General features: G+C 39.1%; 10 protein-coding genes. 9 read left to right on the top strand and 1 reads right to left on the bottom strand.

Translation table 11 applies throughout. The features are described 5' to 3' along the window. Nucleotides 1-123: 123 nt before the first annotated feature. From icmF to ACFQ3N_RS00345, 8 genes are all read left to right on the top strand, one after another. Nucleotides 124-3366, top strand: a complete 3243-nt coding sequence (icmF, locus tag ACFQ3N_RS00380; RefSeq protein WP_390358477.1) for a fused isobutyryl-CoA mutase/GTPase IcmF — start codon at nt 124-126, stop codon at nt 3364-3366. A 567-nt stretch (nt 3367-3933) separates the two neighbouring features. Further along, complete coding sequence (gene rpoE, locus ACFQ3N_RS00375) at nt 3934-4464, top strand: DNA-directed RNA polymerase subunit delta (protein ID WP_390358475.1); 531 nt, start codon at nt 3934-3936, stop codon at nt 4462-4464. A 332-nt stretch (nt 4465-4796) separates the two neighbouring features. Then, on the top strand, nt 4797-6401 hold the full coding sequence (locus ACFQ3N_RS00370) for a CTP synthase (protein WP_390358473.1): 1605 nt from the start codon (nt 4797-4799) through the stop codon (nt 6399-6401). Nucleotides 6402-6619: 218 nt separating this feature from the next. Beyond that, nucleotides 6620-7795, top strand: coding sequence for an IS200/IS605 family element RNA-guided endonuclease TnpB (tnpB, locus tag ACFQ3N_RS00365; protein ID WP_390358471.1), 1176 nt, complete (start codon nt 6620-6622; stop codon nt 7793-7795). A gap of 218 nt (nt 7796-8013) precedes the next feature. Continuing rightward, on the top strand, nt 8014-8370 hold the full coding sequence (locus tag ACFQ3N_RS00360) for a response regulator (protein ID WP_390358469.1): 357 nt from the start codon (nt 8014-8016) through the stop codon (nt 8368-8370). 158 nt (nt 8371-8528) lie between these two features. Continuing rightward, nucleotides 8529-9392 (top strand): class II fructose-1,6-bisphosphate aldolase, encoded by an 864-nt coding sequence (gene fba / locus ACFQ3N_RS00355; RefSeq protein ID WP_390358467.1) that lies wholly within the window; start codon nt 8529-8531, stop codon nt 9390-9392. Nucleotides 9393-9466: 74 nt separating this feature from the next. After that, a complete protein-coding gene (gene fsa / locus ACFQ3N_RS00350) occupies nt 9467-10108 on the top strand; it encodes a fructose-6-phosphate aldolase (RefSeq protein ID WP_390358465.1) in 642 nt (213 codons plus the stop codon). A gap of 146 nt (nt 10109-10254) precedes the next feature. Continuing rightward, nucleotides 10255-11541, top strand: a complete 1287-nt coding sequence (locus ACFQ3N_RS00345) for a UDP-N-acetylglucosamine 1-carboxyvinyltransferase (protein ID WP_390358463.1) — start codon at nt 10255-10257, stop codon at nt 11539-11541. Here the strand turns inward: ACFQ3N_RS00345 and ACFQ3N_RS00340 are convergent. Further along, a complete protein-coding gene (locus ACFQ3N_RS00340; RefSeq protein WP_390358461.1) occupies nt 11536-11769 on the bottom strand; it encodes a hypothetical protein in 234 nt (77 codons plus the stop codon). The genes ACFQ3N_RS00345 and ACFQ3N_RS00340 overlap by 6 nt on opposite strands. 71 nt (nt 11770-11840) lie before the next feature. Here ACFQ3N_RS00340 and glpX point away from each other — a divergent pair, with 71 nt between their 5' ends. Beyond that, nucleotides 11841-12809 carry a class II fructose-bisphosphatase gene (gene glpX / locus ACFQ3N_RS00335; RefSeq protein ID WP_390358459.1) on the top strand — a complete coding sequence of 323 codons (969 nt, stop codon included), beginning with the start codon at nt 11841-11843 and terminating at the stop codon, nt 12807-12809. Nucleotides 12810-13050 lie beyond the last annotated feature (241 nt).

Below are 13050 nucleotides of genomic sequence, written 5' to 3'. Positions count from 1 at the left end.
CCCTAAGGTGCGCGAAGTGTATTTCCAGAGCGGTAAATTACGTCACATTTTATAGCAACTATGAAGATAAATAAGCAACAATGCGTGCTAAAACAGCCATAAATAAAGATAGGAGGACTGAAGATGGAAAACGCAACACTTTATAAACCTACACATCCGGTTCGTTTTGTAACAGCATCAAGTTTGTTCGATGGACACGATGCGTCCATAAATATTATGCGCAGAATCCTGCAAGCTAGTGGGGCAGAAGTTATTCATTTAGGTCATAACCGTTCCGTTGAAGATGTTGTTCATGCTGCGATTCAGGAGGATGCACAAGGGATTGCCATATCATCCTACCAAGGTGGGCATGTGGAGTACTTTAAATATATGATTGATTTATTAAACGAACTTGGCGCTAATCATATTAATGTTTATGGTGGCGGTGGAGGAGTAATCATTCCACGCGAGATCAAGGAACTTCATGAATATGGTGTTTCACGGATATTTTCTCCGGAAAACGGTCGTGAATTAGGGTTACAAGGGATGATCGACCTCATGCTTAAAGAGTGTGACTTCATTCCGCCAATGGATGTAAAAAAAGATCAGGAACAATTAATGCAAGGTAACCGTCAAGCAATTGCGCGGTTTATAACGTATGTGGAAAACAGTGAAGTTGATAGAGACGAGAAGCAGGCTGTTGTCGAAATGTTAGAAGCAAAAGGGAATAAAACAACACCAGTACTAGGTATTACAGGTACAGGTGGAGCTGGTAAAAGCTCGTTGACCGATGAGTTGATTCGTCGTTTTATTAATGAAATACCGGATAAGAAGGTTGCCGTTATCTCGATCGATCCGACGAAAAAGAAAACAGGCGGTGCCTTGCTTGGGGACCGTATTCGCATGAATGCTATATTTACGGACCGCGTTTTTATGCGCTCCCTTGCAACTCGTGACTCGAGAAGTGAATTATCAAAGGCGATTCAGGACGTAATTAGTGTTGTTCGTGCATCAGGCTACGACTTCATTATTATCGAAACAAGTGGGATCGGCCAAGGTGATGCAGCTATTACGGATGTCACGGATCTATCGATGTATGTAATGACAGCCGAATTCGGTGCTCCATCACAATTGGAAAAAATCGATATGATTGATTTCGCTGATTTTATCGTTATCAATAAGTTTGAGCAAAAGGGCTCGGAAGACGCACTCAATCAGGTGCGTAAACAGTACGAGCGTAGTCATATGCTATTCCATCAAGACAAAACTAAGTTCCCTGTATTCGGAACAATTGCCAGTCAATTTAATGATGCAGGTACGAATGCATTGTTTGCATCCCTTGTTGATACATTGAACGAAAAGTACAACTGGAGTGATGATATTGATTTCGAACGTAATATCATTGCCCAGAAGCAAAATATGATTATTACAAATGAACGTCGTCATTATTTACGCGAGATTGCAACTCATGTCCGCGGGTATCACCAACACACAGAAAAACAAAGCGGGATAGCTCGTAAGCTTTATCAATTAGAAGGTTCAAAAGAAGTAATTGAGGACGAAAATGCTAAAAAAGTTATTGATCAAACGTTTGATCAATATGCCGAAAACCTTAATCCAAAGGCAAAAAAACTGCTTGATGCCTGGGATGAGACAAAAGAAAGCTACAGCCAGGATAAAATGACGTTCTCTGTTCGTGACAAGGAAATTGAAATGGATATTGTTACAGAATCACTATCTGGGACCAAAGTACCAAAAGTAGCTTTTCCAAAATTCCAAGACTGGGGCGAGCGTTTAACGTGGCTCCTTAAAGAAAACGTTCCAGGTGCGTTTCCATTTACAGCAGGTGTTTTTCCATTTAAACGTAAAGGGGAAGATCCGACCCGACAGTTTGCTGGTGAAGGTACACCAGAACAAACAAATCGCCGTTTCCATTATCTATCCAAAGATGAGGATGCAAAACGGTTATCAACGGCATTTGATTCGGTAACATTGTATGGCGAAGACCCAGCGCCACGACCAGATATTTACGGAAAAGTCGGTGAAAGTGGTGTAAGTATCTGTACACTGGAGGATATGAAGAAGCTGTACGATGGTTTTGATTTAACCAATCCATTAACATCGGTATCAATGACGATTAACGGGCCAGCACCAATTATACTGGCAATGTTTTTTAATACAGCAATCGACCAACAGCTGACAAAGTTCAAAGATGAAAATGGTCGCGAACCAAACAATGAAGAATATGAAAAAATAAAAGATGATACGATTTCAGTCGTACGCGGAACGGTTCAAGCAGATATTTTAAAGGAAGACCAAGGTCAAAACACATGTATCTTTTCAACCGAATTTGCGTTGCGTATGATGGGTGACATCCAGCAATACTTTATTGACAAAAACGTGCGTAATTACTATTCCGTTTCCATTTCTGGTTATCACATTGCAGAAGCGGGAGCGAACCCAATTACACAGTTGGCATTTACATTGGCTAACGGATTTACGTATGTGGAATACTACTTAAGCCGTGGAATGGATGTTAATAAATTTGCGCAAAACCTATCATTCTTCTTCTCAAACGGACTAGACCCTGAATATACCGTAATCGGGCGTGTAGCTCGTAGAATATGGGCTGTAACGATGCGAGATAAGTATGGAGCAAATGAACGAAGTCAAAAGCTGAAGTATCATATTCAAACATCTGGAAGGTCACTTCATGCACAGGAAATTGATTTTAACGATATCCGAACAACACTGCAAGCGCTGCTAGCCATTCAGGACAATACAAATTCCTTGCATACAAACGCCTATGATGAAGCCATTACAACACCAACAGAAGATTCGGTTCGCCGTGCAATGGCAATTCAAATGATTATTAGTAAGGAATTCGGATTAACAAAAAATGAAAATTCCTTACAAGGTTCATTCATTGTCGAAGAATTAACTGATCTTGTAGAAGAAGCAGTACTGCAGGAATTTGAAAAAATGAATGACCGTGGTGGTGTACTTGGTGCCATGGAACGTCAATATCAACGTGGTAAAATTCAAGAAGAATCTCTATACTATGAAGGCAAGAAACATTCAGGTGAACTTCCGATTGTCGGAGTTAACACGTACCTAAACCCGAACCCGCCTTCAGAGGATCAAATTGATTCCATGGAGTTGGCACGTGCTTCCAAAACAGAAAAAGACCATCAAATCAGTGAGCTTCACAAATTCCAGGATGAGCATAAAGCACATACCGAAGAAGCGCTTAACCGATTAAAAAACGTTGCCGCATCTGGTGGAAATATTTTCGCCGAACTTATTGAAACAGTTAAAGTGGCAAGCCTTGGCCAAATAACAAATGCACTGTACGAAGTTGGCGGCCAATACCGTAGAAATATGTAAGTGGAAGTAAAGCATAATTGAAACATAGCAAGGGTTTGAGGAAATCAAACTAGAGCTTAGGTAGTTATAACATCGTATCCCTATTGAAAAGCTATTAACTGCATAGGCTTCGTCCAGCTACAGCGCCAAACGACGTATGGACTTTCTTATCCTCCTTAAGATAAGTCAACATCGATTCGCTTAAGCATTAGGAAGGCCGACTAAAATCGGGCTCCCGGTCCAACGTCGGCATACCCCTAAGAAGGTGCATGTTTCCTTTGTGAACTTGACTTTTCGCCAGTTTATGGCGAAAGTTAAAGTGAATCTCATGCGGAAATGGAAGATCGACTAAAACCACCCGGTGGCAACGTCGACCCACCCGCGATGCGCGGGCGCACATACGTCGTTAAACGGGCGCTTACGCTTTTGTTAAATTTCTCAACCTTTTTGCTCTTTTCTCTGGCATAATCGCTTATCATTTGTTTATAATGTATGGTATGGTTTATCATGTAACGAATGGGAATAATAGGATTTGTGAGATATTAGGCCTAAATGCCTTAAATATATGAGTAAAGGGAGTGCGTTACCGTGAGCTTGAAAAAGTATAGCCACGAGGAAATAGAGAAAATGTCAATGCTTGAATTGGCTAATCTAATTCTATTGGATGGAAAAAAAGCGCAAAATTTCAGAGATGTATTTGAGAAAATTGCAAAGATGAAAGGCTTCACTAACGAAGAGAATAAAGAACGTATTGCACAGTTCTATACAGATTTAAACCTTGATGGACGTTTCATGACAATTGGATCAAACATGTGGGGGTTAAAGCGCTGGTATCCGGTTGAGCAAGCTGATGAAGAAGTTACAAATGCTCCGAAGAAAAAGAAGAAAAAAGCGAAGGCGAAACCTAAGAAAAAGAAAAAAGAAAAAGAACCAGAAGTGGAAGAAGATCTTGATGTTGTCGATGATAATATCGAAGTGTTAACAGCTAATTTCAATGATGACGATGATGATGACGACGAAGACGAAGATATAGATTTTGATGACGAATTCGATGACGATGACTACGATGAGTCTGATGATGACGATGATGAATCAGACGAGGAAGAAGTAAAGAAATAGATGCTTAATAGTAGCTTGACTTTTTAAAATGATATGAGTACAATTTCTATTGGGCTCTATAAATTAAATCAAAGCGCTCCCCTACTTTTGGGGAGCGCTTTTCTTTTATTGCAGATAAGAAAGTAAGTGAACTAGGGTCTCCTTGGCGAGTGCCAAGTTTATGAATATCCATTTTTTAGTAGATAGGAAAGTATAAAACTTACTTATCTAGATAAGTGTAATTAAAGCTTTCGTCATTAAGGCTTGGAGATAAGCCAAGTTTTCTAAGAATAGCTTTTAAGAAAAGTTTGAACAATAGTATAAACACTAAATAGAAGGTAGAGGGATGAATAGTGACGAAGTATATTTTTGTTACAGGTGGTGTTGTTTCATCATTAGGGAAAGGGATAACAGCGGCATCACTAGGAAGATTATTGAAAAATCGCGGGTTAAAAGTAACCATTCAAAAGTTTGATCCATACATTAACGTTGACCCGGGAACAATGAGTCCCTATCAGCATGGTGAAGTTTTTGTAACAGAAGATGGAGCGGAAACGGATTTGGACTTAGGACATTATGAGCGTTTTATTGATATTAACTTGAATAAATACAGCAATATTACAACTGGGAAAGTGTACTCAAGTGTTATAAAAAAAGAGCGCCGTGGTGATTACTTAGGTGGTACTGTTCAAGTTATCCCGCACATAACGAATGAAATAAAAGAACAAGTTTACCGAGCAGGCCAAGCTACAAAGGCCGATGTAGTTATCACTGAAATTGGTGGAACGGTTGGTGATATTGAATCACTTCCATTTTTAGAAGCGATCCGTCAAATTAAAAGTGATATTGGTAAAGAGCATGTCATGTATATTCACTGTACGCTAGTTCCTTATATCAAGGCAGCTGGTGAAATGAAGACAAAACCAACACAGCATAGCGTTAAAGAGTTGCGTTCATTGGGTATCCAGCCAGATGCAATTGTATTACGTACAGAGCATTCAATCAGTAAAGATATGAAAGAAAAGATTGCGTTGTTCTGCGATATAAACGAAGAAGCTGTTATTGAAATGCGAGATGCAGACACCTTATACCATGTTCCTATTGCATTACAGGAACAAAATTTGGATCAATTAACGTGTGATCATTTTGGGTTAGAGTGTGAACCAGCAGACATGATGGAATGGAGTATATTGGTAGATAAAGTCAGAAGCCTTTCTAAAACGACTACGATTGGCCTTGTTGGAAAATATGTCGAATTACCAGATGCTTATCTTTCTGTTGTTGAATCCCTGAAACATGCTGGTTATGTGTTTGATACCGATATTACGATTCGTTGGATTAATGCAGAAAAATTAGATAAAGAAACCATTAAAGATGAACTAAAACACGTAGATGGAATACTTGTACCTGGTGGTTTTGGTGACCGTGGTATTGAAGGGAAAATGGAGGCAATTCGTTTTGCACGTGAAAATAATGTGCCGTTTTTCGGAATTTGTTTAGGTATGCAGTTAGCAACCGTTGAGTTTGCACGAAATGTATTAGGGCTTAAGGGAGCCCATTCTGCTGAAATTGATCCGAAAACGCCATATCCAATTATTGATTTACTTCCGGAACAAAAGAATATCTCAGATCTAGGAGGTACATTAAGACTTGGAATTTACCCATGTAGATTAAAAGAGGGCACAAAAACCAAGGCAGCATATGATGGAGAAAAAATGATTCAGGAGCGCCATCGCCATCGCTATGAATTTAATAATGAATTCCGCGAGGCAATGACTGAAAAAGGCTTTATCTTTTCAGGGACAAGTCCTGATGGAAGATTAGTTGAAACAATTGAATTAGCAGATCATCCATGGTTTATTGCTTGTCAATTTCACCCAGAATTTAAATCACGTCCGACAAGACCACAATCATTGTTCCAAGGATTTATCGGAGCAGTAGTAGGTCAGCAAAAATAATAATAATGAACTATAAATTCCCGAAAATGAAACGTATTGCTCACGTTCTTCATTTCGGGAATTGTTTTATCATCATCAGACAGAAGACTCCCTCTTCAAGCGCGGGAAGGGCTTTAGCTCAGCGATAAGGGGGAGATGAATGGCGGTTGGCAGTAGCCAAAACGAACCTCAGTGTGCTATAATTAGAACAAATGTTCCTGTAAAAATGAGGTGAAATCATGCTAGTAAAAAAGGCTTTTAAGTTCCGCATCTTCCCGAATAAGAAGCAGATAGAGTTGATTCATAAAACGATTGGTTGTTCTAGATTTGTTTTCAACTTCTTTCTCGCCAAACAGAAAGAAAAGGATGGTTTTTGGTATATCGCTGAAGAGATGAAACAAAATGGTCAATTACCATCTAACAACTGGAAAGGTGAGTTTTTCCATAAATATGAATCGGTGAAAGCAGTTCGTCAATTGAAAGAGAACTACCCTTTTTTGAAAGAGGTAGACAGTATTTCACTACAAAAGTCAGTTGAAAATTTAGCTGACGGGTATCAACGCTTTTATAAAAAACAAACTAATGCACCTCGCTTTAAAAGTAAAAAGAATAACGTGCAGTCTTATACCACGAAACAAACGAACGGCAATATGGATGTTTTAGAAAATCATATCAAGCTACCAAAGCTCGGGCTCGTTCGTTATGCCAAGAGTCGTGAAATAGATGGTCGTATTATCAATGCGACGATTAGACGTAATCCAAGCGGAAAGTACTTTGTATCTATCGTTGCAGAAACAGAAGTAAGCGAATTAACTAAAACAAATTCTAGTACAGGTGTTGATGTAGGATTAAAGGACTTCGCTATCCTTTCAGATGGCACGAAATATAAAAATAACCGCTATTTCAAATCCCTAGAAGAAAAGCTCATAAAAGCCCAACAAATCCTTTCAAGACGTGTCATTGGTTCAAACAACTGGTATAAACAAAAAACAAAGGTTGCCAGAATTCATGAGAAAATCGAAAACAAGCGTACTGATTTCTTACATAAGACCTCTACAGATATCATCAAAAACCACGATGTAATCGGAATAGAGAATCTGCAAGTATCCAACATGATGAAAAATAAGAAGCGTGCTAAAGCGATCGCTGACGTTTCCTGGTATCGATTCAAGACGATGTTGAAATACAAAGCTGAGTGGTACGGTAAGTCAGTAGTAGAAGTAGGTAAAACCTTTCCGAGTTCTCAACTATGTTCGTGTTGTGGTTACAAGAATAAAGACGTTAAAGATCGAGGGTTAAGAGAATGGAAATGTCCTTCGTGCAAAACATTCCACGACCGCGATATTAACGCAGGATTAAATCTTAAAAATGAGGCTATAAGGCTTCTAACCGTAGGGACTACGGGGATAGCCTAATCAATAACCAGCGGTTACGCTGGTGTTCTTAGGAATCCCCCACTTCAATCAGACCGCAAGGTCGATAAGTGGTGGGTAGTTCAAAAGACCTCTTCTTAAGACCCATATAATTCTTGGGATTATTTATGAAATGGGACAAATAAGAAGGAGTTTCCCCCCTTTGTATAGAATTTATTTAAAAAACTAATTATGTGAAGGGCGGGGGTTGATTGTATTCTATGGAAAAGGAGATATTAGTTGTAGATGACCAACCGGGTATACGACTATTGTTACAGGAAATTTTTACAAATGAGGGGTATAAGGTCACTACTGCAATTACAGGAAGAGAAGCACTAGATAAACTTTATAATAAACCGTATGATTTACTTATTCTTGATTATAAACTGCCTATAATGGATGGGGGGAAAGTTTTACAACAATTGGAAGCTGCAAATATTGACATTCCTGCAATTTTAATGAGTGGTTTGGCAGAAGATATGATCAAGGAGTATCAAGGTAGTTTAGTGAAGGGAATCCTCGCTAAACCATTTAATGTTCAGTATGTATGTGATTTAGTGAAATCGATCTTAACGTAAATATAAATTCGTAAACACTAAAATAGATGGTATCTCAAAGTAATGGTCATTATAATCATTACACTATTGTTGCGACTTCAAACCTAAGTTGGTATTCTTGTAGTGTATTTAAAATAATTTCAGCTAGATGAACGGTCTCATCTAAGAGGAGGAAACGTATGCCATTAGTATCTATGAAAGAAATGCTTGATAAAGGGAAAGAAAATGGTTATGCTATCGGGCAATTCAATTTAAATAATATGGAATATGCCCAAGCAATTCTTCAAGCAGCAGAAGAAGAGAAGTCACCAGTCATTCTTGGTGTTTCTGAAGGGGCCGGAAAATATATGGGAGGCTTTAATGTAGTTGTAGATATGGTTAAAGCGTTAATGAAATCATATGGTACAACTGTTCCAGTAGCCATCCACCTGGATCATGGTTCAAGTTTCGTAAAATGTGCGGAGGCAATTCAAGCTGGATTCACATCCGTCATGATTGATGCATCACATGAACCACTAGATGATAATATTTCCCTAACGAAAAAGGTAGTTGAATTAGCTCATATTCACGGAGTTTCGGTTGAAGCAGAACTTGGACGTGTTGGTGGGCAAGAAGACGATATTATTGTAGAAGACGCAGAAGCTGCTTATGCCATCCCCTCAGAATGTGAACGACTTGTTAACGAAACGAACGTAGACTGTTTCGCACCGGCACTCGGTTCTGTACATGGCCCATACAAAGGCGAACCAAACCTTGGATTTGACCGTATGGAAGAAGTTATGAACTTAACAAACATTCCACTTGTCTTGCATGGTGGTACTGGCATTCCAACAAAAGATATTAAGCGTGCTATTTCATTAGGCTCTGCAAAAATTAATGTAAATACAGAAAGCCAAATTGCTCAAGCAAAAAAAGTGCGTGAGGTGCTAAACGAGAAGCCGGATCTATACGACCCAAGAAAATATTTAGGGCCAAGTCGTGACGCAATTAAAGAAACGGTGATCGGAAAAATGCGTGAATTTGGTTCTTCCAATCAGGCGTAATAATATAACGAACGTTTGAAACATAATGTATAATAGATAGAACGACATTTAGATGAAAGAGAGGAATTTTGTATATGAAATATTTTATCGATACGGCTAATATAGATGAGATCCGTACCGCAAATTCACTTGGTATTTTAGCTGGTGTTACAACCAACCCAAGCTTAGTGGCAAAGGAGGGCGTGTCCTTTCATGATCGCCTAGCAGAAATCACAGCAGAAGTTTCTGGCTCCGTAAGTGCTGAAGTTATTTCTGAAGACGCAGAAGGAATGATCAAAGAAGGAAAAGAACTTGCTGCCATTGCGCCAAACATCACCGTTAAGGTGCCAATGACATTAGAAGGTTTAAAAGCGGTAAAAGCATTTAGTGATTTAAATATTAAGACGAATGTAACACTAATTTTTAATGCTAACCAAGCTCTTTTGGCTGCTCGTGCAGGCGCATCATATGTATCCCCATTTTTAGGTCGCCTTGATGATATTGGACATGACGGGATGACGTTAATCGCAACAATTAGAGAAATATTTGACCTTCATGATATCCAATCTGAAATCATTGCAGCATCGATTAGAAATCCATTACATGTTATTGATTCAGCATTAAACGGTGCTCATATAGCAACGATTCCGTACAAAGTAATCGAACAGCTTGTAAAGCATCCACTAACAGATCAAGGGATTGAAAAGTTTCTTTCCGATTGGAATAATCAAAAATAATTGCATGAAATTGGTAAATTTGTGCAAAATAAACGTAATCGACTAGTACGTTCAGTACGTTTAATTTAGGTGTGATGTGTGTTCAATTGTGTTGATAATTGAATACTACAACCAACAATGTACGTCATAAAAGCGGGGTATTCCGAATGCAGAAAATGTTAATTGAAGGCGGCAATTTGTTGAATGGTAAGGTACGAATTAGCGGGGCAAAAAATAGCGCCGTAGCACTCTTACCAGCAGCAATATTAGCTGATTCAGATGTTACAATCGATGGACTTCCAGAAATCTCGGATGTGTATACGCTTGGAGAATTACTGGAAGAAATAGGCGGAAAAGTAAGCTGGGATGGTCAAACCGTTCATATTGATCCAGCGAATATGATTTCGATGCCATTGCCAAATGGACAGGTGAAAAAACTTCGTGCATCTTATTACTTCATGGGGGCAATGTTAGGTAAGTTTAATCAAGCTGTTATTGGTTTACCTGGGGGTTGTCATTTAGGCCCACGTCCCATTGACCAACATATCAAAGGATTTGAAGCACTTGGAGCTGAAGTGACGAATGAGCATGGTGCTATATATATCCGTGCCAAAGAGCTAACAGGAGCAAGAATTTATTTAGATGTGGTCAGTGTAGGTGCGACGATTAATATTATGCTAGCAGCAGTAAAAGCAAAAGGGAAAACAGTTATTGAAAATGCTGCAAAAGAACCTGAAATAATCGATGTTGCTACATTATTAACCAACATGGGCGCAAAAATAAAAGGTGTGGGTACAGACGTAATCCGTATTGAAGGAGTTTCCTCATTACATGGTTGCCGTCATACGATAATACCAGATCGAATTGAAGCAGGTACATATGCTATTGCTGCAGCAGCTACCGGAACCGAAGTCATTATTGACAACGTAATTTCTCAGCATTTGGAATCACTGCTTGCAAAACTACGGGAAATGGGTGTTTCGATTGAAGAAAGCGATGAACAATTATTGATCACACCTAAAAATCCGTTAAAAAGCGTAGATGTAAAAACGCTGGTATATCCTGGATTTCCAACTGATCTCCAACAGCCATTTACTACTTTGTTAACTAAAGCAGTCAATACAGGTGTCATAACAGATACAATTTACTCAGCAAGATTAAAGCATATTGACGAATTAAGGCGAATGAATGCTATAATAAAAGTTGAAGGTGGATCAGTAATCGTGTCTGGTCCGGTTCAACTAGAAGGTGCGAGAGTTAAGGCTAGCGATTTACGTGCTGGTGCTTCCTTGATCATCGCCGGATTAATGGCAAAAGGTATAACAGAAATTACCGGCCTGGAACATATTGATCGAGGTTATGAGAAAATTACAGATAAATTAATAAGCCTTGGTGCGAATGTATGGCGAGAAGAAATGACATATCAGGAAGTAGAGCAATTTCAAAACTCATGAAATACAAAAGCAGAAGCGCCCGTTAAGCGACGTATGGCCTGGACCGTTGGCGATATAAGAAACATGCCCCTTCATAAGGGTATGTCGACGTTGGGCACTGGCCGATGAAAACGCCACGTCCTTGAAAAAGAAAAGCACTTTTTCTGCGTCCGATGCTTTTTCAGGGGGAATTTCCTTATCCTGCGGCGTCATCAATACTAGTACGTCAGCTGAACGTGGTTGAAACATGAGTACTCTCTGCTTTACATATATATCTTCTTTGGGATGAGGGTATTTATACAAAAAAGGAGAGGGAAAATATGGAAAGAAGTTTAACGATGGAATTAGTACGTGTTACAGAGGCAGCTGCTTTATCCTCAGCTCGCTGGATGGGTCGAGGAAAAAAGGAAGAGGCTGATGATGCAGCAACATCCGCTATGCGTGATGTGTTTGATACAATTCCAATGCAAGGTACAGTAGTTATAGGTGAAGGTGAAATGGATGAAGCACCAATGCTCTATATTGGTGAAAAACTTGGAACAGGTGTTGGTCCAGGAGTTGATGTAGCGGTTGATCCTTTAGAGGGAACGAACATTGTTGCTCAAGGTACATGGAATGCATTAGCAGTTATTGCGATTGCTGATGAAAAGACACTTTTACATGCGCCAGATATGTATATGCAAAAAATTGCAGTTGGTCCAGAAGCAATTGGTAAAGTTGATATTAACGCCTCAACACTCGACAATCTAAAAGCAGTAGCAAAAGCTAAAAATAAAGACATCGAAGACTTGGTTGCGGTTGTATTAGATCGTCCTCGTCATGCGGAATTAGTGGAAGAAATTCGTCAAGCAGGCGCAAGAATCAAACTTATTCCAGATGGTGACGTAGCTGCAGCAATCAATACAGCATTCGATGACACTGGCGTGGATATTTTATTTGGAATTGGTGGTGCTCCAGAGGGTGTAATTTCTGCCGTAGCATTGAAATGTTTAGGTGGCGAAATCCAAGGAAAACTTATCCCATCCAATGACGAAGAAACAGAGCGTTGTAAAAAAATGGGTATTCCAGATATAAATAAAGTATTTTACATGGATGACTTCTGCAGTGGTGACGACGCCATTTTCGCAGCTACCGGTGTAACCGATGGTGAGCTTCTAAAAGGCGTACAATTTAAAGGTACTAAGGGAACTACACAAACAGTTGTTATGCGTGCTAAAAGTGGAACCGTCCGCTTTATCGATGGTGAACATAGCTTAAAGAAAAAACCAAATCTTGTTATGAATCCGTAATGAAATTAGATAAGAAAGGAAGTCGCCACTGCTCGTGACTTCCTTTCTCTATTAATCATTTAATTAATTTTAAAAATAGAGTTGAATAATAAACACGAAAAAGGTAATATTGTAGATGTTTAATAATAGTAAAGAATGGCAATTATAATTTAAAAGAAACTTTGATACTTATTACCTGAGGTTTACGCACTTTTCTCTATTAAAAACTTCAATTCTAGCTTCCGGCAAATCTTCATTTCTA

The organism is Virgibacillus byunsanensis, assembly GCF_042675965.1.
Classification (GTDB): Bacteria; Bacillota; Bacilli; order Bacillales; family Amphibacillaceae; genus Virgibacillus_R; species Virgibacillus_R byunsanensis.
Note: the sequence above shows the minus strand (reverse complement) of the source record. Positions and strands in the feature narration are given on the sequence as shown.

Bases quoted from the DNA above. Each gene is read 5' to 3' on its own strand.
- icmF (WP_390358477.1), top strand. From the start codon at position 124: ATGGAAAACGCAACACTTTATAAACCTACACATCCGGTTCGTTTTGTA.
- tnpB (WP_390358471.1), top strand. From the start codon at position 6,620: ATGCTAGTAAAAAAGGCTTTTAAGTTCCGCATCTTCCCGAATAAGAAG.
- ACFQ3N_RS00360 (WP_390358469.1), top strand. From the start codon at position 8,014: ATGGAAAAGGAGATATTAGTTGTAGATGACCAACCGGGTATACGACTA.
- fba (WP_390358467.1), top strand. From the start codon at position 8,529: ATGCCATTAGTATCTATGAAAGAAATGCTTGATAAAGGGAAAGAAAAT.
- fsa (WP_390358465.1), top strand. From the start codon at position 9,467: ATGAAATATTTTATCGATACGGCTAATATAGATGAGATCCGTACCGCA.
- ACFQ3N_RS00345 (WP_390358463.1), top strand. From the start codon at position 10,255: ATGCAGAAAATGTTAATTGAAGGCGGCAATTTGTTGAATGGTAAGGTA.
- ACFQ3N_RS00340 (WP_390358461.1), bottom strand. From the start codon at position 11,769: ATGTTTCAACCACGTTCAGCTGACGTACTAGTATTGATGACGCCGCAG.
- glpX (WP_390358459.1), top strand. From the start codon at position 11,841: ATGGAAAGAAGTTTAACGATGGAATTAGTACGTGTTACAGAGGCAGCT.